This is a genomic window from Kocuria sp. UBA5001 (genome assembly GCF_002398425.1).
GTDB classification, from domain to species: Bacteria; Actinomycetota; Actinomycetes; order Actinomycetales; family Micrococcaceae; genus Kocuria; species Kocuria salsicia.
Genome location: NZ_DGYR01000013.1, coordinates 19,659 through 38,640 on the forward strand (window position 1 = coordinate 19,659; position 18,982 = coordinate 38,640).

The following is an 18,982-nucleotide window of genomic DNA, read 5'->3' on the forward strand; positions in this document are numbered from 1 at the left end:
CAGTCCAGTATAGGAGCGCCCCCGGTGTCATGCGGCGTCACGGGTCGCTCAGCGCGTGCGGACCGTGGGCTAGCGTGCAGACATGAGCAGCCCAGCAACCCAGGATTCCGCGACCCCCGAGCAGCGCCGCACTGCGCGTCGCGCGGTGGTGGCGTCCTCGATCGGAAACGCGCTCGAGTGGTTCGACATCATCGTCTACTCGTCCTTGGCCGTGGTGATCTCCCACCTGTTCTTCGAGTCCGAGGGCATGGGTCAGGTCACCGGCACACTGCTGACGTTCGGCACCTTCGCGGTGTCCTATCTGATCCGCCCGGTGGGTGCACTGGTCCTGGGTTCCTATGCGGACCGCCACGGGCGCCGCCCCGCGCTCACCATCACCATCGCGCTGATGATGCTGGGCACGCTCATCATGCTCGTGGCCCCCACCTCCGCTCTCATTGGCCCCGCAGCGGCGCTGGTGATCCTGCTCGCGCGCCTGGTCCAGGGCTTCTCCGCGGGTGGCGAGTTCGGAACGGCCACCGCGTTCCTCATCGAGAACGCTCCGGACAAGCGTGCCTACTACGGCTCCTGGCAGGTGTCCACGCAGGGCATCGCCATCTTCATGGCCTCCGGTTTCGGCTTCGCCCTGAACACCCTGCTCAGCCACGACGCCCTCTACTCGTGGGGCTGGCGCGTTCCTTACCTCTTCGGGCTGCTCATCGGCCCCGTGGGCCTGTTCATCCGCCTGCGTATGGACGAGACGCCGGACTTCCAGGCGCTGCAGGGCGAACGCGAGCGGGCGGCGTCGTCCCCCGGCGCCCGAGGCGGGGACACGACCGAGAGAACGAAGACGCCGCGCCCCGCCCTGTGGCGCGGCCCCCTCGCACAGACCATCGTGCACTCCGCGGGACGGTGGCTCACGGCCTCCGGTGTGGTGGGTCTGGCCTCCATGTCCGTGTACACGATCCTGTTCATGCCCACGTTCTCCATCCAGAATCTGGACCTGCCCTCGTGGGCCGCGTACCTGGGCGGCGTGGTGGCCGGGCTCGTGACCCTGGTGGGTTCACCACTCGTGGGACACCTGGCGGACCGCGTGGGTCCCGGCAAGGTCATGCTGGTCGCGGCCGTGGTGGGCATGCTGGCGGTCTACCCACTGTTCCTCTGGCTCGTGGGTGCCTCCACCGTGGCCGCCTTGACGGCCGTGCAGGCGGTGCTGGGCGCGATCATGGCACTGTACTTCGGACCCATGCCCGCGCTGCTGAGCGAAATGTTCCCCACCGCCATCCGCACCACGGGCATGTCCATCGCGTACAACGTGGGGGTCACCGTGTTCGGCGGCTTCGCCCCGCTGGTGCTCGCGTGGTTGATCTCCGCGACAGGTTCCCTGACCTCTCCGAGCATCTACTACGCCGCGGTGGCGGCGCTGTCCCTGGTGAGCCTTCTGATCGCCCGCCGCCGGTACGGGGTGCGCTGAGCGAGCCGGGCATGCGAAAGGCCCCCGTCGTGACGACGAGGGCCTTCCGATTGAAAGGTTGCGGGTGCGGAGCTCAGCCCAGCCCGTCCTTGAGGTTCTTGCCAGCGTCCTTGACGTTCTCCACGGACTGCTTGGCGCCACCGGACATCTTGTCCGCAGCGCCTTCAGCCTGCAGATCGCGGTTGTCCGTGGCGTCGCCGACCTTCTCCTTGGCGGCACCGGTTGCCTTCTCCGCAGCATTGCTGATCTTGTCACCGAGTCCCATAGACACTTCCTTCCGTGGAGCGAACAGGTGCTCACAATGTAGTCCCGCGCGGAATCGATGGGAAGGCATGGACGGGGGATTTCCTCCGGGGGCGAACTGCGCTCGTTCCGAGGCCCCGCCCTGCGGTCACTGGTAGGAGACGAACCAGGGCTTGGGGGTGACCCCGAACGTCTGCTGCGGGGTGTACATGGGTGTGTCCTCGTCGTAGAAGTTCTTCCACGCCATGCGGATGCCCTTCGGCAGCCCCTCCTGCAGAGCGTTCCACGTACCCGTCTTGAGGTCCGGGGTGCCGTGGCCGTCCGCGTGGAGCACGAACGCCAGCTCGGGGTGCTGGGTGTTGATCGCCTCGCGGTTCTCGATCATGGACATCGAGAACTGGTGCAGGAGCATCGTCTTCTGCGGCAGCCGGTTGTCCCGGGTGAGCGTGGCCAGCCAGTCCGAGGTCTTGTTGATCTCCGCGGCGTCCACGGAACCGATCTGCTGCAGAGGCAGCTGCCCCGGGGCCAGGCGCCACTCGGGGTCCAGGGCCAGACCCACGTTCGGGTGCTTGAGCAGCTCCTCGTACTGCGTGGCCTGTGTGAGGAAGTCCGCCTGCCCGGGCTGCAGGTCCAGCACTACGTAGACGTCGTTCCTCTCCGCGGCCTCCACATAGGGCTTGAGCTGGTCGACGGTGGACTCGGTGGAGTAGTTGCCGTCCGGGCCCGGTTCCGAGGACGCCGTGGTGGCGATGATCTCGAATGCGGGGATGACCTTCTCCTCGCTGTAGGGCTCGTAGCTCTTAGCCAGTTCCTTGACCCGCGTCACGGACTCCTCGGGCCCCTGCTCGCCCAGCGCCCCCAGTCCAGGGGTGCCCGGGTGCCCGTACAGCGCAACGAAACGGCGGTCCGGGAACAGCTGCGTGCCCCCGCCGATCAGCTCCTCAGGCTGCGTGGGCGAGGGCGTCGCGCTGGGCTCCGCACTCCGGGACGACGACGCCGAGGCACCACCGTCCGCGACGTCGTCGCCATCCGGTGTGCCTCCACCGCAGCCCGAGAGAAGCAGGAGCGCGCAGAGCGTGGACGCGAGGGGGACGGAACGGGATCGCATGGGGGACACCTCGATCGTGGTGGTGGGGGATTCACGACTGGGAACCACGGTACGCGCTCGAGGTGCGCGGGTCGGGGAGGTGTCGTACCGGGCGGGACGGCGCCTGCCTGGCAGGATGAGCACAACACTTCACGGCACCGTGTGGTCATGGCAGCGTCTGCAGGAGGGCGATGTCCCCGAGAGCGCAAGGTCTCCGTGAGTGCTACGCCCCCACGAGCGCAACATCCCCCTGAGCGCGAGGTGCCCATGAGTACCGCATCCGGCCCCACTCCCCCCGAACCACCCGAGGGCCGTCCCCCTGAGTCGAACAACCATGAGTCGAGCGCCCCCGATTCGCAGGATCCCACCGGGGCCTGGCGTCCGGAGGAGTACACGCCCAAGCCGGGAGCGACCCACCCCGGGACGCGGGGACAGGGCCGCCCGGAGGGTTCGCAGGCCAGGTCCCCGTCCTGGAACACCGGTGCTCCGGCGCGGGAGGGGGTGTCCGTGGGGTTCGTGGTGACGCTCGCCGCGGCGGGCGGCCTCGTGCTCCTGCTGGTGATCGCGCTGCTCGCGTACCTGGCGGTCAGGACCTTCGACCTCGGGGGAGCGGGCGAGCCTGGGCCCACGGGCGGTGCGGAACAGGCGTCGGGGTCGACGCAGGGAACAGCGGACGCAACGGGGCAGGAACCGCGCGGCGCGGCGGCGTCGAACCAGGAGGCTGCCACATCCGCCCCTGCGACGGCGGAGGCCACGTCCGCGCCCGCTCCGGTGGCGGTCAAGGGCGCTCAGGAGGTCGGGGTGCCGAGCGGCAAGCCCCTGTTCCGCAAGACCGGGACGCTCGAGAAGAGCACGGTCACCGACGAGGAGAAGAACGCCATCCTCGTCCCCGCGCACGACGGGCCCATCCTCGTGGTCTGGAGCTCCACGGGCTCCGACGGAGGGCGGTTCTACGTGAACGGCCACGAGAAGCAGGGGGGCAAGCTCTCGGCTTCCCTGCCGATGGTGCGCCCGGGCACTTCCGGGTCGGCGCTGATCAACACCGGGGGCTACACGACGAGCACGGGTGTCCTCTACGCCCAGGGCGGCAAGGGCGCGCAGTGGGAGGTCCGGGGCTACGCGCTCTCGGCCGTCCCGGAGGTCGAGCGGGGCAAGCCCCTGACCGGCAAGGGCACCCGCGTCTTCCGCGTGCCCGCAGGCGCCGAGACGCCGTACCGGTTGACCGTCGGCGACGAGGAGGACGGCGACTATCCCGTGGTCGAGGTCTACCCCGCGGACGACCTCACCCTCTCCGAGCAGTACGAGTCGGGGCAGGCACCCGCAGACCTGGACGTCACTGTGGGCAGCGGGGAGAAGATCGTGGTCGTGGATTCGCAGCAACAGTGGAGCTTCACCGCGCGCTGAGCGGGCGGGCTGCGCTCCTGCGGGGTCCACGGTGCCCGGGCCCGGCGGGGCGGCGCTGCGTCGATGCCACGGTTTCGATGCCACGGTGGCGCACCCGGGGGGGATGAACCGACGGGCGAGTAGCGGCCCGGCGGTGGGGACTCAGTCCGAGAGGATCTTCTGCAGGACCGTGGCCTGGCTGATGTCCACGGCCTTGGACGCGGTGAGCAGGGTCAGGCGCTTGCCCTTGACCGCGTCCCGCAGCTTCTGCAGACCCTCCTTGCCGTCACCCGACTCCAGCTCCTTGCGGTAGCGCTTGGAGAACTCCTCGAACTTCTCCGGATCGTGCCCGTACCACTTGCGCAGCTCGGTGGACGGCGCGACCTCCTTGTTCCAGTCGTCCAGCTCCGCCTCCTCCTTGCTCACGCCCCGGGGCCACACGCGGTCCACCAGCACGCGGGTGCCGTCGTTCTGGGCGGGCTCGTCATAGATTCGCTTCACGACAACGTTCATGCTTCCGGTATACACCCGCCGCGCTCCTCGGAGATGCGTCTGCTCCGTCAGTGCACTTTGGGGGCGTCAGAAGTGCACTTGCTCCGCAAATGCACGGGGTGTGGCCCTGGTCGGGAACGGGTCCTGGCCGTTAGCGTGAAGGCCCACGCACCACTCAGCGCCATGGAGGTCATCATGCCGAAGGTCCAGCCCGAGCCCGTCCGCGATCCGCAGGGCGATCACCTGCTCACCCCGCAGAACAGCGCCATCGTCTTCATCGACTTCCAGCCCGGCCAGTAGGCGACGATCGGCTCCACCACCAGGGAGGAGATCAACCTGGGGGCGGTCACCCTGGCGAAGCTCGCCCGGGCCTACGACGTCCCCACCGTGGTCTCCACCGTGGGTGTGAACATGGGTGTCAACGAGGGCACGATCCCCGAGCTGCTCGCCGAGCTGGAGGGCATCGAGGAGATCGACCGCACCGGCGTGAACTCGTGGGAGGACGAGGACTTCCGTGCCGCGATCCGGGCCACGGGGCGCCGCAAGATCATCATGGCGGGACTGTGGACCGAGGTCTGTCTCACATTCCCCACCCTGGACATGCTGCGCGAGGGCTACGAGGTGTGCCCCGTGATCGACGCCGTGGGCGGGGTCTCCACCGTGTCCCACGAGTCCGCGATCACCCGCATGGTGCAGGCCGGCGCGCACCCCACCACCTCGGTGGCGCTGGGCAGCGAGTTCATGCGCAACTGGGCGCGGGAGGACGCGGACAAGTTCCGCGCGATCATCAACGACTACTTCGACCGCAGCCGCGAACTCCACGGCAAGGGCGGGAACATCACGGACCGCTGAGCCCCGCCCGGGTTCCCGGCTCCCCCGTTACAAGTGCAGCTTTCGACGTTTTCACCCGTGAAAACGTCGAAAGCTGCACTTTTTGCGTGTTCCGGCTCCCCGGTCTCAGCCCCGCAGCGCCGCCAGGTGGTCGGTCGTCGGCTTGACCGTGTACTGCTCGTACTCGGGGTGCTTCTGGATCCAGGACGTGATGTACGGGCAGAAGACCACCAGCTGGTAGCCGTCCGCGATGGTGGTGTCCAGGGCCTGGCGCACCAGGGTGGAGGCGAGCCCGTGGCCGCCGAACGCGTCGTCGACCTCGGTGTGCGGGAAGATGCGCTGCTTGGTGCCGGCGGCGTCGTGGTCGATGGCCACGGTGAATCCCACGGGGTCCGCGGGGTCGCCCACGCGGATCTCGAAGCGCTGCGTGCCCTGCTCGTCGGTGCCCAGGGAGACCTGGGGGTTGTCGATGGTCGGGGTGTCGGTCATGGTGTCCTCCTCGGACGGTTCGTGGATGGAACGGGTCACCCTCGCGCGCGCAGGGTGGTGTTCGGGAGCTCCGGTGCGGGCAGGGGTGCCGGCTGCCCGGGCGGGAAGGTGCCGAACTGCGGGAAGGGGCGGCCGTCGTCGTACGCGGTGCCGAGCAGCCCGTCGATCTCGAACCTGCCGGTCGCGGGGCCCCCGACGTCGCTGCGGCTGTCCGCGGGCAACGGCGAGTCCCCGCCGGGTTCGGTGAAGCCCATCTCCTCCATGTAGGCGCGCCGCCACGTCTCGATCTCGTCGTGGGAGCGGCCCACGAAGTTCCACCACATCACGATCTGTTCGTTGAGCGGCTGCCCGCCGATGAGCACCGCGAGGACCGGCTCGGCCCCGGCGGAGACGCGCACGCGGGTGCGGCCCGTTCCGGTGAACCCGATCGCGTGCCGGGGGACCTCCACGCCGTCCACGCTGAGGGTCCCCGTCACGCTCAGGACACCGTGCTCGTGCTCCGCGGGGACCTCGATCTCCAGGGAAGCGCCCGGGTCCAGGTGCAGCTCGACCCCCGTGAGCGGGATCCGCGTGGCCACCGGGGAGGTGGTGCCCAGCAGCGAGCCGATGAACACGCGGGCGGAGAACCCCTCTCCCGTGACGGGCTCGGGTCGGTGGGTGTCCAGGCTCGGCTCCCCGAAGCGGTCCGCGTCCGGGAACGCGTACCAGAGCTGGACGCCGTGCAGCACGCTGGTGTCCTCGGTGGAGAACTCTGAGTGGGTGATCCCCCGCCCGGCATTCATGAGGTCCACCTCGCCGGGGCGGACGGTGGCCCAGTTCCCGGCGGAGTCGATGTGGTCGATGTGGCCCTCGAAGAGCCAGGAGACCGTGGCCAGGCCGGTGTGCGGGTGGCGGGCGACCTTCATGCCGCCGGTCGCAGCGACGTCGTCCGGGCCGTACGCGTCCAGGAAGCACCACGCGCCGATCAGCGAGCGTGCCTTCTGCGGCAGCGTCCGCTGGACCGTCATTCCGCGCGGTCCGCCGAGGGGGACGTCCCTCGGCTGGAGGAGTTCCACCGGCCCGTTCTCGCCGTGCATCACGGTGACGCCGTTGCTCAGCCCGCTCTCGGTGGTCCCGCCCGTGCCTGGCCTGTTGCCGCACACCGTGGGCTGCGGGTTCTTCTCGGGATTCGTCACGACCTGTCCTTCTCCCGCCGGACCGGGTGGTGCGACATGATGGAGATGCGGTTGGTCGTGTTGATGGTGATGGCGAGCCACTGCACCGCCGAATACTGCTCGTCCGACAGTGCGCCGTGGCTGACCACCTGGCATGCGTCACGGTCTTCCGGGCCGGGCAGCAGGGTGACGGTCTCGGCCAGGGCCAGTGCGGCCTTCTCCTTCTCGGAGTAGACGGCCGCATCCCGCCACGCAGAGACCAGACCGCGGCGCTGGTCGCTCAGGCCGGCGGCCGCGGCCCGCTTGGTGTGGACGTCCAGGCAGTACGAGCAGCCGTTGATCTGCGACACCCGGAGCATGACGAGCTCCACGAGCTGCGAATCCAGCCCGGAATCCAGCGCCTGGGTGCGCGCGGCGTCGGAGAGTGCCCCGATGGCCTTCCACGCCGGCCGGTTCGATTTGTCCAGATAGAAGTGCAGCGGGTCCTGGGGTGCGTCGGTGCTCATGAAGCGCATGATTTCACGTCCGCCCGAAACGGGTCACACAAGACGGAACCGGTGCGGATCGAACCCCGCGGGTCGCGGCGGGCCTGCGGAGCTCGCGGACCCGAGTTCCGCAGGCCCGCAACCCCGTAGGCCCGGGGCCCTGCAAGCCTCCGTGCCCGGCTGCGCCCAGGAGCGCCCGAGGGGATCAGTCCGTGCACTGCGCGACCCGCTGCTGGAACACCGTAGTCGTGGGCGACGAGCTTGGGCGCCTTGTCTTCCATGATCACGGACCCCGCGCAACCGCAGCGCAGCAGGTCCAGGAGCTGTGCCAGGTCCAGCCCGGCACGCTCGGCCACCACCGAGGCCTCGGACAGCGCGACGATCTCCGCCGCGCAGATCAGCTGGTTGCAGGCCTGGGCCACCTGTCCCGCACCCAGGGGCCCCCTCGGCCACGCCCTCAGCCAGGCGCGGCACGAGTGCGTCGATCTCCTCGGTGCCCGGAACCATCAGAATCACGAGGTCCGTCTGGCGCGCCATGTGCCGAGGCTCGTCGACGGGGCGGGCGCCCTCCGCCTTGAGGCTTGAGGAGGCTGTGCCGCAGCACGACCACGTCGTGGCCGGCGGCGACCATGTGCCCGGTCATGGGCCGCCCCATGGCACCGAGACCAGTGACCCCCACGGTGCGGGGTGTGGCTCTCATGGTCGCTCCATGCTCTCGAGGACTGCTGATGGGCTCCATTGTGTCCCCGGAGGGTGCGGGGGTGAGGGCCCCTCCGGCGACGGTGCCCGGGAACCTTCCCGGGCACCGTCGCCGTGTCCTGGGTGTGATGGACGACGGGCCGCAATCTTTGTTGGGAGGGTTCATATATGAACGGCGATCATTTAGGGTGATCTAAACTACACGTGACTCGCGCGGCTTGGATGTCCCCACGGGCCATGTGTTCCATCGATACGTCCCTCTGTAAGGAGACCTTCATGGCCGAGACACTGCAGAACTACATCAACGGGCGGTTCGTGGCCGCCCACGCTCAGGACACCATCGAGATCGTGAACCCGTTCAACGGGAAAGTGGTTGCCACCTCCCCGGTCTCGGACGAGCGGGACGTCGACGCCGCCTTCGAGGCCGCGTCTACCGCCGCCACTACCTGGAACAAGGCCACGCCGGCCGAGCGCCAGGAGGCCCTGCTGAAGCTCGCGGACGCCCTGCAGGCGCACAAGGACGAGCTGGTGGACGCCCAGCACCGCAACACGGGCCAGCCCCGCGCGCAGATCGCCTCGGAGGAGGTGGACGCCGGCACCGACAACCTGCGCTTCTTCGCCGGTGCCGCCCGCACGCTCGAGGGCCGCGCCGCCACCGAGTACATGTCCGAGCACACCTCCTACATCCGCCGCGAGCCGGTCGGTGTGGTGGCGCAGGTGGCGCCCTGGAACTACCCGCTGCTGATGGGCATCTGGAAGATCGGCCCCGCGCTGGCGGCCGGCAACACGATCGTGCTCAAGCCGAGCGACACCACGCCGGAGTCCACCCTGGTGCTCGCGCGCATCGCCGGGGAGGTACTGCCCGCCGGTGTCCTCAACGTGGTGCTGGGCGACGCCCAGACGGGTGAGCTGCTGACCACCCACCACGTGCCGGGCATGGTCTCCATCACGGGTTCAGTGCGGGCAGGCCAGGCCGTGGCACGCAGTGCCGCGCAGGGCCTCAAGCGCACCCACCTGGAACTGGGAGGAAAGGCCCCGGCCCTGGTCTTCGCGGACGCGGACCTCGAGCGTGCCGCCGAGCAGCTCGTGCAGTACGGCACGTTCAACGCCGGCCAGGACTGCACCGCGGTGACCCGTGTGCTGGTGGAGGAGAGCGCGCACGATGAGTTCGTGAAGCTGCTGGCCGAGCAGGCCAAGGAGACCGTGACCGGTGACGCGGACGAGTCCAAGAACGACTTCGGCCCGCTGAACAACGTCCGCCACTACGAGGACGTGCGCAAGAAGCTGGAGAGCATCCCGGCTCACGCCACGGTGGTGGCGGGCGGCAAGCCAGTGGAAGGCACGGACGGCTTCTTCGTGGAACCCACCGTGATCACCGGAATGCACCAGGACGACGCCCTCGTGCAGGAGGAGACCTTCGGGCCGGTGCTCACGGTCCAGACCTTCCGCGACGAGGAGGAGGCCGTCCGGATGGCAAACGACGTCGCCTACGCCCTAGCCTCCAGCGTGTGGACCTCCGACCACGGCACCGCCATGCGGGTCAGCCGGGACCTGGACTTCGGCTGCGTGTGGGTCAACACCCACATGCTGCTCGTCTCGGAGATGCCCCACGGCGGGTTCAAGCACTCCGGCTACGGCAAAGACCTCTCGCTGTACTCCGTGGAGGAGTACACCCGGGTCAAACACGTGATGCATTCGTTGGAGGTCTGACGGCGTGGGGCTCTGCATCAGGGTGCGACGCCCTGCCGCAGGGTCCTGAGTTCCTCCCTGAACCCGGCGAGCAGGCAGCGCAGTCCCAGGTCGAACGCCGCGTCTGCGCCGCTGCGGGCCTCCTCCCCGTCCTCGTCGGTCACGAGCATCAGGTTCCGGCGTGCCACGGCGGCCGCAAATATTGGTGCGAGTTCGTTGAGAGCCCCGGGATCGAAGATGTCGCCAGGGGCAGTGGCGTCGTAGGCCGAACCGAAGACCAGGGATTCCACGGCCGTCACCGCATTGACCACCAAGGGCTCCGGCCAACCGGCTTTCATGAGCCCCGCGGTCACCACTTCGTACATCACGAGCGTGTGGGGGGAATTTGCTACCGGCAGCACAGCGATGACGGGTATCAGGGGGATGTTCCGGGAGTAGACCTCCCGGTAGGAACGGGCCCAGTTCTCCAGGGCCACGTCCCACTCCTCGCTCTCGAACCCGGAGCAGTCGATCTCTTCGTTGACCCTGTCCTGCACCAGGATCATGATGTCCCGTTTGGAGCCCACGTGGTTGTACAGAGCAGAAGCAGACACCCCGAGCTGGTTTGCCAGCGCGGACATCGTCAGCGACCGGTAGCCGGAATTCTGGATCAGGTCCATCGCCGCAGTGGTGATCCTGCGCCGGGTGAGAATCGGCGTTCGGGGCCTGCCACGGCCTCGTTCGGGGGGAATCTGATCCACCACTCCTCCTGGGTCGTCCGGGAAACGGTCTTGACCGGTGCAAACGCATTGGTGCCCCCACTTTAGGGGCATTCGGGTCCTCCCACGTTGTAAAAATTAACGCTATCCACATTTTCTGAAAGGAAAAGCAATGTCTGAACAACGAGTATTCGGATCCCAGCAGGCCATCGAGCGCGACGTCGTGATCGTGGGTGCCGGTCCCGCGGGACTGATGGCGGCCCGCCGGCTTCGCGAGGCCGGCAAGTCAGTGGCCGTCCTCGAGGCCCGTGACCGCGTGGGCGGTCGCACCTGGTCGAACGTGATCGACGGCGCCTTCCTGGAGCTCGGCGGCCAGTGGATCTCACCGGACCAGACCGTGCTGCTCTCGCTCGTGGACGAGCTTGGCCTGGAGACCTTCGACCGCTACCGCGAGGGCGAGTCCGTCTACATCGCCCCGGACGGCACCCGCCACACCTACTCCGGGCACATGTTCCCCGCCTCTGAGGAGACCCAGCGGGAGATGGACAAGCTCATCGCCCTTCTGAACAAGCTCGCCGCCGAGGTCGGCGCGGCCGAGCCCTGGGCCGCCGAGAAGGCCCGCGAGCTCGACACCGTGTCCTTCCACGCCTGGCTGCGCCAGAACAGCTCGGACGAGGAAGCCTGCAACAACATCGGCATCTACGTGGCCGGTGGCATGCTGACCAAGCCGGCGCACTCGTTCTCCGCCCTGCAGGCGGTGCTCATGGCGGCCTCGGCCGGCTCGTTCTCCAACCTGGTGGACGAAGACTTCATCCTGGACAAGCGCGTGGTCGGCGGCATGCAGTCCGTGTCCGTGACCATGGCCGAACAGCTGGGTGTGGACGACGGAACCCAGGTCCTGGAGAGTGACACGGACACCGTCGTCTTCCTCAACTCCCCGGTGCGCACCATCCAGTGGGCTGGCCAGGGCGAGACCTACGAGGAGCACGACCCGGACTTCACCGTGCGCGTGTTCTCGGACCGCCTGACCGTCAAGGCCAAGGACGTCGTCGTGGCGGTTCCTCCGAACCTGTACTCGCGGATCTCCTTCGAGCCCCCGCTGCCCCGCTTCCAGCACCAGATGCACCAGCACCAGTCCCTGGGAATCGTCATCAAGGTGCACGCCGTCTACGAGACCCCGTTCTGGCGCGAGAAGGGCCTGTCCGGCACCGGCTTCGGCGCGTACGAACTCTCCCAGGAGGTCTACGACAACACCAACCACGGGGACGAGCGCGGCACCCTGGTGGGCTTCGTCTCTGACGAGAAGGCTGACGAGGTCTTCCGCCTGCCGGCCGAGGAGCGCAAGCGTCTCATCCTCAAGTCCCTCGCGCACTACCTGGGTGACGAGGCGCTCGAGCCGGTCGTGTACTACGAGTCCGACTTCGGCTCGGAGGAGTGGACCCGCGGTGCCTACGCCGCCTCCTACGACCTCGGCGGCCTCTCCCGCTACGGTGCCATCCAGTCCGAGCCGGTGGGTCCCATCCGCTGGGCCTGTTCGGACCTCGCGGCCGAGGGCTACCAGCACGTGGACGGCGCGCTGCGCCAGGGCGAGCTGGCCGCGTCGCAGATCGTGGACGCGAGGAAGGCCTGATGACCGGGCCGGCCACGCCCGCCGGAGACCGCGAGACCCCGGCCACCTCGACGACCGCCGGGCAGGGCGGTACCTTCCGCTACGTTATCGGCTACAACGGTGACAAGCGCAGCAAGGACGCCCTGCGGCTGGGGATCGCCCTCGCCAAGGCGTTCAACGCCGAGCTGGAGATCGTCTGCATCCTGCGCTCGGACGAGCCGTACCTGCCGGTGTACCCACCCGTGGGGGACGTCACGCCCATGCTGCGGCGCCAGGCCAACAACTGGCTGCATGAGGCGCTGGACACGGTGCCCGACGATGTCGTGGCCCGCGGTCACGTGCGCACGTCCCTCTCCGTGGCCGCGGGTCTGCTCGCGGCCGTCGCGGAGTTCGAGGCCACCCTCGTGGTGGTGGGCGCGGCGAGCGGCAAGTACACGGCCAAGTTCTCCGTGGGCCCGGTGACGGACGCGCTGTTGCACCGTGCGGGCGTCCCCGTGGCGCTCGCACCGCGCGGCTACAAGGGCGTGACCGCCATCAAGCGGCTGTATGCCGGTATCGGAATGCGACCGGGGGCCCACCGCATCATGCGGGAGGCCCGCGAGGCCGCGTACCGAAGCGGGCTGGAACTGGACCTCGTGAGCTTCCTGCCCCTGGACCACGTCCAGGGCGAGGCGACCGAGGCCATCGCCCAGGTGGAGCGGAACCTGCAGAGCTCGGCCAAGGAGATCGGAGAGCACGTCCCGGTGTCCGTGCAGGTGGTGCGTGGCAAGACCCTCAAGAAGGCCGTGGCCGAGATGGACTGGCAGCCGGACGCCGTCTTGCTGGTGGGTTCCTCCCGCCTGGCGGGGGAGCGCCAGATCTTCCTGGGCACCACCACGAGCCGGATCCTGCGGCACCTGCCGATTCCCATGATCGTGCTGCCCCTGGGAACGTCCGAGAAGGAGACGGAGTCATGAGCGTCGAGACCGAGGCCGAGGGCGGCACGGACAAGGGACTGAGCTCCGGATCGGTGGGCCTGCTCGGTGCAGTGGTCATCGGCATGTCTTGCATCGCCCCCGCCTACACGCTCTCCGGCGCGCTGGGCCCTACCGCCGCCGCGGTGGACACCCACCTGCCGGCCATCTTCCTGGTGGGGTTCATTCCCATGCTGCTCGTGGCCGTGGGCTACCGGCAGCTGAACCGGGCCATGCCGGACTCCGGCACCACGTTCACGTGGACGTCCAAGGCCTTCGGGCCATGGGTCGGGTGGATGGGCGGCTGGGGCCTGCTGGCGGCCACGATCCTCGTGCTCTCCAACCTGGCCGGCATCGCGGTGGAGTTCTTCTACCTGATGATCGCCCAGGTCACCGGGCGCCCGGAGGTCGCGGACCTGGCGAGCAACGTGCCGGTCAACATCCTCACGTGCCTGGTCTTCATGGCCGGCGCGTGCTGGATCTCCTACCGCGGCGTGGAGACCACCGAGAAGGTGCAGTGGGTCCTGGTCGCGTTCCAGATCATCATCCTGCTCTGGTTCTCGGTGGCAGCCTTCGTGCACGTGGCCAACGGCACCGCCGAGGGCGGCATGCACATCCAGGCCGAGTGGTTCAACCCGCTGGGTGTGGGATCGCTGTCCGCGTTCGCGGCGGGCGTCTCGCTCTCCGTGTTCATCTACTGGGGCTGGGACGTGGTGCTGACCATCAACGAGGAGACGAAGGGGGCCGCCACCACACCGGGGCGCGCGGCCCTCGCCACGATCTTCTCGATCGTGGTCCTCTACATGGTCGTGGGTCTGGCCGTACTGAGCTTCGCGGGTCTGGGCGACACCGGGGTGGGGCTGAACAACCCCGAGATCCAGGAGAACGTCTTCGCGGCACTCGCCGGTCCCGTCATGGGTCCGGCGGCGCTGCTGCTGTCCCTGGCGGTGCTGTCCTCCTCAGCGGCGTCGTTGCAGTCCACGTTCGTGTCCCCGGCCCGCACCCTGCTGGCCATGGGGTACTACGGGGCTCTGCCGCGTCGTTTCGGGCGCATCACGCCGCGTTTCCAGTCCCCCGGCTTCGCGACCGTGGCCGCCGCCGTGGTCTCCTCGCTGTTCTACACCTTCATGCGCATCGTGAGCGAGGACGTCCTGTGGGACACCATCACCGCCCTGGGCATGATGGTGTGCTTCTACTACGGCGTCACGGCCCTGGCGTGCGTGTGGTACTTCCGCCGGTCCTGGTTCAAGTCCGTGAAGAGCTTCCTCAACAACCTCTTCGCGCCCCTGCTGGGTGGTCTTCTGCTGCTGATGTTCTTCGTGCAGACCTCCGTGGACTCCATGGACCCCGCCTACGGCTCGGGTTCGCAGATCGGGGGAGTGGGCCTGGTGTTCATCCTGGGCATCGGGATCCTGCTGCTGGGTGTCGTGGTGATGGTCACCCAGTACTTCAGGAACCGTTCGTTCTTCCAGGAGCGCTTCGAGACCACCGAGCTGCCCGTGCTCGACTGATCCCGCAGTCACCGTCCGTCGGATGACGACGCCGCCGTCCCCCGGGGGGGGTCCTGACCGCCCGGGGGACGGTGCGTTCCGGGCCCACCCGCGGGCCTCTCCTGCGGAGCGCCCACCTCGGTCCACCCCTGCGGCCCGCCTGAGTCTTCCCGAGGGGTGGGCGCGGCCGGGTAGCGTGAGGGCATGCCTTCCTCCAGCAACGATCCCGCCACCGCGCGCCTGGACGTGTGGCTGTGGTCCGTCCGGCTGTTCAAGACCCGCTCCTCGGCCACCCAGGCGTGCCGCGCGGGCCATGTGAGACTCAACGGCGCCCCCGTCAAGGCCGCCCAGCAGGTGCGGGTGGGGGACAAGGTGAGCGTGAAGCGCCCGGGGTGGCAGCAGGAGTTCAGGATCACCCGCCTGATCCTCAAACGCGTGGGAGCACCCGTGGCGGTCACCTGCTACGAGGACAACTCCCCGCCGCGGCCCGCGGAGCTGAGCGTCCCGGTGGCACGGCGGGACCGCGGGGCCGGGCGCCCCACCAAGAAAGACCGCCGGGAACTTGAAAGGCTGCGGGGAGACCGCTGAACCCCGTCAGTGTCGGTGCCGGATTCGTGTGTGGCGACGGGCACCGCTGAACACTGCCCCGGGCGTCCTCGCGGCGGTGCGCCACGGGATCGGGGCCCCGGGCGGCGCCGTCGTCAGCGTTGCGGTGCCACGAGTTCCGTGGATTCCCATGCCGGCCCGGGCCCGAACCAGCCCCGCCACCCGCCGTGAGTGAGCAGCGTGCGGGTGCGCGGGTCGATCAGTGCCAGGTAGAGCGTGAAGGCCACGGTGATCGCGAAGGCCACCTGGGAGACGCTGACGCTGAGGCTGATGAACGGCCAGACCGAGAGCTGGTCCTGGGCGCCGAACACCACGAAGAACGTGATCACCACGTAGATGACGCGGATCTGCCAGTTGTCCTTGATGCCGGTGGCCGCGAGCAGGGGCAGCAGCCACAGGATGTACCAGGGCTGGATGATGGGCGAGAGCAGCACGAGGGCCGCGAACGCAATGGCCATGCGCCGCACAATCTTCCGGTCCCCGCCCACGAACATGAGCACGAGCACGATGCCGATGGCGGCGAGCTGCAGCAGACGGCGGAAGCGGCCGGCTAGGGCACCGCCGTCCAGCCCCAGGAAGTCTCCGATCCGCCCGACCTGCTGGCCCAGGAAGCCCGAGGGGGAGTAGCCGGTGTAGCCGGGGGTGGGGTCCAGCAGCGCCCAGGCCCACCCGAGGCCGAGCCCGTCCACCACACCGCTCAGTGCCAGCACCCCGAAGCTGATGGTCGCGGTGGCCGCCCAGATCACGAAGCGTCTCGGCCAGGAGGCGCCCTTGCCCGCCCACAGCAGCCCGACGAACGGCAGCAACAGGATGGTGATGGGCTTGATCCCGATGGATCCGGTGACCAGAAGTATGCCCAGAATGGGATGTCTCGTGGCGGCGAAGTACACGCCGGCCACCGCAAGCCCCACCATGAGGGCGTCGTTGTGCGCACTGGCCACGAAGCTGATGAGGAACAGCGGGTTGGCCACGGAGATCCACAGGGCACGGGCGCCGTTGACGTTGTGCAGCCGTGCGAGCTTGGGGACGTAGACCATGCACAGCGCCACACCCGCGTAGGCGGCCAGCCGGAACAGCATCACGGAGGCGTCAGGCTGCGCGTTGGTCAGCTTCACCACTGCGGCGGCGATCCACAGGAAGTAGGGACCATAGGGGGTGCGCGCCTCCGCCCACTCGGGGTCCGCGCCCAGCATGAACCAGTTGTCCAGGGATGAGATGCCCTCCACGTACGGGTCCTTGCCGGCGAGGATGAGACGCCCCTGGCCGATGTAGGCGTAGACGTCCCGCGAGTAGATGGGGACCGCGAAGAGCAGCGGCACGGACCACGCGATCACGGCGGTGCGCACGGTGCGCAGGGAACCCGGCGGCCAGCCCCGCAGCCGTTGCCCCAGTCGCAGCCACGAGCGGATGAGGAGCATGGCGCCCACCGTGAGCAGCACGGTGCACGTGTACACGCCCCACACGTTGACCCGCAGCTCGATCACCAGGGGGTGGCGGACCATGGGGGAGCCGTTCGCGATCCACCCGGTTCCCACGGAGCCCACGAGCATCATCAGGGAGCCGATCACGCCCTGGATCACCGCCACGTGCGCCCGGGAGTCGCCTTTGGCGGTGGAGCCGGTGTGCGTGGAGGGGGAGCCCGTTGCGGTCATGAGATCTGCACAGCCCCCTCAGCCGACCAGTGGTGGGCGAGCCGAGGTGTCCAGCGGCTCAGATTCCCGACTTTACAGGACGGCCGCCGGCCGGACGGGCAATCCCGCGGCCGCCCACGGGACGTCGAACGAGGAGCAGCGCGAGGCGTCGAACGGAACGCCGGAGGGGCAGGAGGGGCAGCTGAGCGGGGCGCCGGACAGCGAGCTGGGTGAGCGACTGGGCGGTGCGTCGGGCGCGGTGCGGGCCACGCCCCATAGAATCGGGGGAGCGCGACCTCGCCCTGCACTGCGCGGGCACAGCGCACCACCGTTCCAGGACCGCACCGCGGGCATCCCGGCCACGGCCGCGTCCAAGCCGCACCGGGTCCCGCGCAGACGCACCGCACACCCACGGCGCACTCGCAGAAGGACCCCATCCGTGCTCACAGACAGATCATTCGCGACCCTGACCCGGTTCCGTGATGCCGTGCTCCCCCGCCGCTGGCGGGAGCGTCTGATGACGCCCCACGCGCTGCTGGTGGGTTTCCTGCTGGTGCACCTGGGATTCCTGCTCTTCGCGCTGATCGTGTCCCTGCAGGGCAACGCGTTCAGCGACACGAACATCTACCGCGCGTGGGCCGAGGCCGGTTTCGACGAGCGCAACATCCCCTCCGGGCCGAGCCCGTGGGTGTACCCGGTGCTCGCGCAGGTGCCCATGTGGCTCGCGGGCCTCGCGGGTCCGGGCCCGTTCTTCTTCCTGTGGGTCCTGGTGATCTCCGTGCTGAACGCGGTGGCGATGGCCAAGCTCACCGACCGGGGGCGCAACCGTGAGGCTCTCGTGGCCGGCTGGTGGTGGCTCGGGTTCATCCTCCTGATGGGGTGGCTCGGCTTCGCGCGCATGGATGGGTTCACGGCGCCGATCGTGCTGATCGGCCTGGTCTACGGCGTGGCCCACCCGTTCGTCGCGTCTCTGCTGCTGAGCCTCGCCACGTGGGTGAAGGTCTGGCCCGCGGCGGTGGTGCTGGCGCTGCTGAGCGCGGCACGACGCCGCGGTGCCGTCCTGCTCGCCGGCGTCCTGGCCACGCTGGTCGCGGTGGGCGTGGCGGCGGCGTCGGGCTCGCTGCACAAGATCGCGGACTTCGCGACCCAGCAGGGGGACCGCGGCATGCAGCTCGAGGCCACGTTCACCACGCCGTGGCTGTGGCTGTCCGTGCTCCACATCGGCGACTCGCACATGTACATGAACACGGACATCAACTCCATGCAGGTGGACGGCCCCGGCTCGGACGTGATGTCCAAGCTCATGCAGCCGCTGTTCCTGGTGGCGGCCGTGGTGGTCGTGGCGCTGATCGTGCGGGGGCTGCGCAACGGCCTGCGCGCGGGCGCCCTGGACCGCACCGCCCTGTTCCTGGCCGGGTCCCTGACGATGGTCACCGCGTTCATCGTCTTCAACAAGGTGGGCTCGCCGCAGTTCATGGTGTGGCTGGGCCCGGTGATCGCGGTGGGTCTGGTCCACGACCGGCGCGCCTGGCGCACCCCCGCCCTGCTGGCCGTGCTGATCGGGATCGCCACGTTCTTCATCTACCCCCTCTTCTACACGGCGCTGAGCCACAACAACCCGGTCATGGCGCTCGTGCTGACCATCCGCAACGTCCTGCTCGTGGTCATGATGTGGTGGTCTGCGCGCGGTCTGCACCGCCTCGGCTCCGCACCGAAGGGAGCCCCGGTTGCTGCCCCGCAGGCCTGACGACGCCGCCGCCACGGCTGCCTCCGCGGCGCCCGACCCCGGCGCGAGCGACGGGGGGAACGCCGTCGTGCGCCGTCCGGTGCGGGAGTGGCTGCTGACGCCCGCGGCCGTGTGGTGCGGCTTCGCGGTGGTGCACGTCTACTTCCTGTGCTGGATGGCCTCCTTCTTCCTGCACGGCTGGGCGTTCAGCGACACCGAGCAGTACCGCGAGTGGGCGATGGCCGGGTACAACGCGCCCGTGAC

Annotated in this window: 19 protein-coding genes and 1 pseudogene; 10 read left to right on the forward strand and 10 right to left on the reverse strand. The window is 68.9% G+C overall.

The features are described from left to right. Window positions 1-82 precede the first annotated feature (82 nt). Window positions 83-1,453, forward strand: a complete 1,371-nt coding sequence (locus tag B3G12_RS08000) for an MFS transporter (protein WP_290499873.1) — start codon at window positions 83-85, stop codon at window positions 1,451-1,453. A 73-nt stretch (window positions 1,454-1,526) separates the two neighbouring features. Here B3G12_RS08000 and B3G12_RS08005 read toward each other — a convergent pair whose 3' ends face one another. Together B3G12_RS08005 and B3G12_RS08010 are read right to left on the reverse strand one after the other, a co-directional pair. Next, complete coding sequence (locus B3G12_RS08005; protein WP_012397150.1) at window positions 1,527-1,718, reverse strand: CsbD family protein; 192 nt, start codon at window positions 1,716-1,718, stop codon at window positions 1,527-1,529. Between the two features lie 126 nt (window positions 1,719-1,844). Then, window positions 1,845-2,804, reverse strand: coding sequence for a hypothetical protein (locus tag B3G12_RS08010; RefSeq protein WP_290499874.1), 960 nt, complete (start codon window positions 2,802-2,804; stop codon window positions 1,845-1,847). 246 nt (window positions 2,805-3,050) lie between these two features. Between B3G12_RS08010 and B3G12_RS08015 the strand changes: the two genes are divergently transcribed. Then, entirely contained in the window at window positions 3,051-4,187 is a 1,137-nt protein-coding gene (locus tag B3G12_RS08015; RefSeq protein ID WP_290499875.1) for a hypothetical protein, read from the forward strand. Window positions 4,188-4,328: 141 nt separating this feature from the next. Here B3G12_RS08015 and B3G12_RS08020 read toward each other — a convergent pair whose 3' ends face one another. Then, complete coding sequence (locus tag B3G12_RS08020) at window positions 4,329-4,679, reverse strand: DUF488 domain-containing protein (protein ID WP_144941451.1); 351 nt, start codon at window positions 4,677-4,679, stop codon at window positions 4,329-4,331. A gap of 315 nt (window positions 4,680-4,994) precedes the next feature. On the opposite strand from B3G12_RS08020, the gene B3G12_RS08025 reads away from it, so the two are divergent. Further along, the gene (locus B3G12_RS08025) at window positions 4,995-5,510 is read left to right on the forward strand and encodes an isochorismatase family protein (RefSeq protein ID WP_349678123.1); all 516 of its coding nucleotides are present in this window, start codon (window positions 4,995-4,997) and stop codon (window positions 5,508-5,510) included. Window positions 5,511-5,615: 105 nt separating this feature from the next. Here the strand turns inward: B3G12_RS08025 and B3G12_RS08030 are convergent, their stop codons facing one another. The 5 genes from B3G12_RS08030 to B3G12_RS12395 are packed head-to-tail and all read right to left on the reverse strand — an operon-like array spanning window position 5,616 to window position 8,482. After that, entirely contained in the window at window positions 5,616-5,978 is a 363-nt protein-coding gene (locus B3G12_RS08030; RefSeq protein ID WP_144941450.1) for a GNAT family N-acetyltransferase, read from the reverse strand. Between the two features lie 35 nt (window positions 5,979-6,013). Beyond that, a complete protein-coding gene (locus B3G12_RS08035) occupies window positions 6,014-7,153 on the reverse strand; it encodes a pirin family protein (RefSeq protein ID WP_222126505.1) in 1,140 nt (379 codons plus the stop codon). Beyond that, on the reverse strand, window positions 7,150-7,638 hold the full coding sequence (locus B3G12_RS08040) for a carboxymuconolactone decarboxylase family protein (RefSeq protein WP_144941448.1): 489 nt from the start codon (window positions 7,636-7,638) through the stop codon (window positions 7,150-7,152). The genes B3G12_RS08035 and B3G12_RS08040 overlap by 4 nt, the downstream gene beginning before the upstream one ends. Continuing rightward, complete coding sequence (locus B3G12_RS08045; RefSeq protein ID WP_244944851.1) at window positions 7,635-8,039, reverse strand: NAD-binding protein; 405 nt, start codon at window positions 8,037-8,039, stop codon at window positions 7,635-7,637. The genes B3G12_RS08040 and B3G12_RS08045 overlap by 4 nt, the downstream gene beginning before the upstream one ends. A 35-nt stretch (window positions 8,040-8,074) precedes the next feature. Further along, window positions 8,075-8,482: an NAD(P)-binding domain-containing protein gene (locus B3G12_RS12395; protein ID WP_349678121.1), complete on the reverse strand. Its 408-nt coding sequence runs from the start codon at window positions 8,480-8,482 to the stop codon at window positions 8,075-8,077. Between the two features lie 110 nt (window positions 8,483-8,592). Between B3G12_RS12395 and B3G12_RS08050 the strand changes: the two genes are divergently transcribed. Beyond that, window positions 8,593-10,026 carry a gamma-aminobutyraldehyde dehydrogenase gene (locus B3G12_RS08050; protein WP_290499876.1) on the forward strand — a complete coding sequence of 478 codons (1,434 nt, stop codon included), beginning with the start codon at window positions 8,593-8,595 and terminating at the stop codon, window positions 10,024-10,026. Window positions 10,027-10,043: 17 nt separating this feature from the next. Here B3G12_RS08050 and B3G12_RS08055 read toward each other — a convergent pair whose 3' ends face one another. Further along, complete coding sequence (locus tag B3G12_RS08055) at window positions 10,044-10,817, reverse strand: TetR/AcrR family transcriptional regulator (protein ID WP_144941443.1); 774 nt, start codon at window positions 10,815-10,817, stop codon at window positions 10,044-10,046. A 58-nt stretch (window positions 10,818-10,875) separates the two neighbouring features. Here B3G12_RS08055 and B3G12_RS08060 point away from each other — a divergent pair, with 58 nt between their 5' ends. From B3G12_RS08060 to B3G12_RS08075, 4 genes are all read left to right on the forward strand, one after another. After that, a complete protein-coding gene (locus B3G12_RS08060; protein WP_144941441.1) occupies window positions 10,876-12,333 on the forward strand; it encodes a flavin monoamine oxidase family protein in 1,458 nt (485 codons plus the stop codon). Beyond that, window positions 12,333-13,268 (forward strand): universal stress protein, encoded by a 936-nt coding sequence (locus B3G12_RS08065; protein WP_144941440.1) that lies wholly within the window; start codon window positions 12,333-12,335, stop codon window positions 13,266-13,268. Before B3G12_RS08060 ends, B3G12_RS08065 begins: the two co-directional genes overlap by 1 nt. Continuing rightward, window positions 13,265-14,776, forward strand: coding sequence for an APC family permease (locus B3G12_RS08070; RefSeq protein ID WP_144941438.1), 1,512 nt, complete (start codon window positions 13,265-13,267; stop codon window positions 14,774-14,776). Before B3G12_RS08065 ends, B3G12_RS08070 begins: the two co-directional genes overlap by 4 nt. A 183-nt stretch (window positions 14,777-14,959) precedes the next feature. Then, the gene (locus B3G12_RS08075; RefSeq protein WP_290499877.1) at window positions 14,960-15,343 is read left to right on the forward strand and encodes an RNA-binding S4 domain-containing protein; all 384 of its coding nucleotides are present in this window, start codon (window positions 14,960-14,962) and stop codon (window positions 15,341-15,343) included. Between the two features lie 113 nt (window positions 15,344-15,456). Here the strand turns inward: B3G12_RS08075 and mptB are convergent, their stop codons facing one another. Continuing rightward, a complete protein-coding gene (gene mptB / locus B3G12_RS08080; protein WP_144941434.1) occupies window positions 15,457-17,013 on the reverse strand; it encodes a polyprenol phosphomannose-dependent alpha 1,6 mannosyltransferase MptB in 1,557 nt (518 codons plus the stop codon). A gap of 418 nt (window positions 17,014-17,431) precedes the next feature. Between mptB and B3G12_RS08085 the strand changes: the two genes are divergently transcribed. Together B3G12_RS08085 and B3G12_RS08090 are read left to right on the forward strand one after the other, a co-directional pair. After that, window positions 17,432-18,739: a glycosyltransferase family 87 protein gene (locus tag B3G12_RS08085; RefSeq protein ID WP_290499878.1), complete on the forward strand. Its 1,308-nt coding sequence runs from the start codon at window positions 17,432-17,434 to the stop codon at window positions 18,737-18,739. Further along, window positions 18,720-18,982: pseudogene (locus B3G12_RS08090) on the forward strand (hypothetical protein); the annotation flags it as partial. The gene B3G12_RS08085 and the pseudogene B3G12_RS08090, both read left to right, overlap by 20 nt.

What these genes read in the sequence shown, in the direction of transcription:
- B3G12_RS08060 (WP_144941441.1), top strand. Translation starts at nt 10,876, where the DNA reads ATGTCTGAACAACGAGTATTCGGATCCCAGCAGGCCATCGAGCGCGAC.
- B3G12_RS08050 (WP_290499876.1), top strand. Translation starts at nt 8,593, where the DNA reads ATGGCCGAGACACTGCAGAACTACATCAACGGGCGGTTCGTGGCCGCC.
- B3G12_RS08000 (WP_290499873.1), top strand. Translation starts at nt 83, where the DNA reads ATGAGCAGCCCAGCAACCCAGGATTCCGCGACCCCCGAGCAGCGCCGC.
- B3G12_RS08075 (WP_290499877.1), top strand. Translation starts at nt 14,960, where the DNA reads ATGCCTTCCTCCAGCAACGATCCCGCCACCGCGCGCCTGGACGTGTGG.
- B3G12_RS12395 (WP_349678121.1), bottom strand. Translation starts at nt 8,482, where the DNA reads ATGAACCCTCCCAACAAAGATTGCGGCCCGTCGTCCATCACACCCAGG.
- B3G12_RS08010 (WP_290499874.1), bottom strand. Translation starts at nt 2,804, where the DNA reads ATGCGATCCCGTTCCGTCCCCCTCGCGTCCACGCTCTGCGCGCTCCTG.
- B3G12_RS08070 (WP_144941438.1), top strand. Translation starts at nt 13,265, where the DNA reads ATGAGCGTCGAGACCGAGGCCGAGGGCGGCACGGACAAGGGACTGAGC.
- B3G12_RS08040 (WP_144941448.1), bottom strand. Translation starts at nt 7,638, where the DNA reads ATGAGCACCGACGCACCCCAGGACCCGCTGCACTTCTATCTGGACAAA.
- B3G12_RS08015 (WP_290499875.1), top strand. Translation starts at nt 3,051, where the DNA reads ATGAGTACCGCATCCGGCCCCACTCCCCCCGAACCACCCGAGGGCCGT.
- B3G12_RS08055 (WP_144941443.1), bottom strand. Translation starts at nt 10,817, where the DNA reads ATGCCCCTAAAGTGGGGGCACCAATGCGTTTGCACCGGTCAAGACCGT.
- B3G12_RS08020 (WP_144941451.1), bottom strand. Translation starts at nt 4,679, where the DNA reads ATGAACGTTGTCGTGAAGCGAATCTATGACGAGCCCGCCCAGAACGAC.
- B3G12_RS08005 (WP_012397150.1), bottom strand. Translation starts at nt 1,718, where the DNA reads ATGGGACTCGGTGACAAGATCAGCAATGCTGCGGAGAAGGCAACCGGT.
- B3G12_RS08065 (WP_144941440.1), top strand. Translation starts at nt 12,333, where the DNA reads ATGACCGGGCCGGCCACGCCCGCCGGAGACCGCGAGACCCCGGCCACC.
- B3G12_RS08030 (WP_144941450.1), bottom strand. Translation starts at nt 5,978, where the DNA reads ATGACCGACACCCCGACCATCGACAACCCCCAGGTCTCCCTGGGCACC.
- mptB (WP_144941434.1), bottom strand. Translation starts at nt 17,013, where the DNA reads ATGACCGCAACGGGCTCCCCCTCCACGCACACCGGCTCCACCGCCAAA.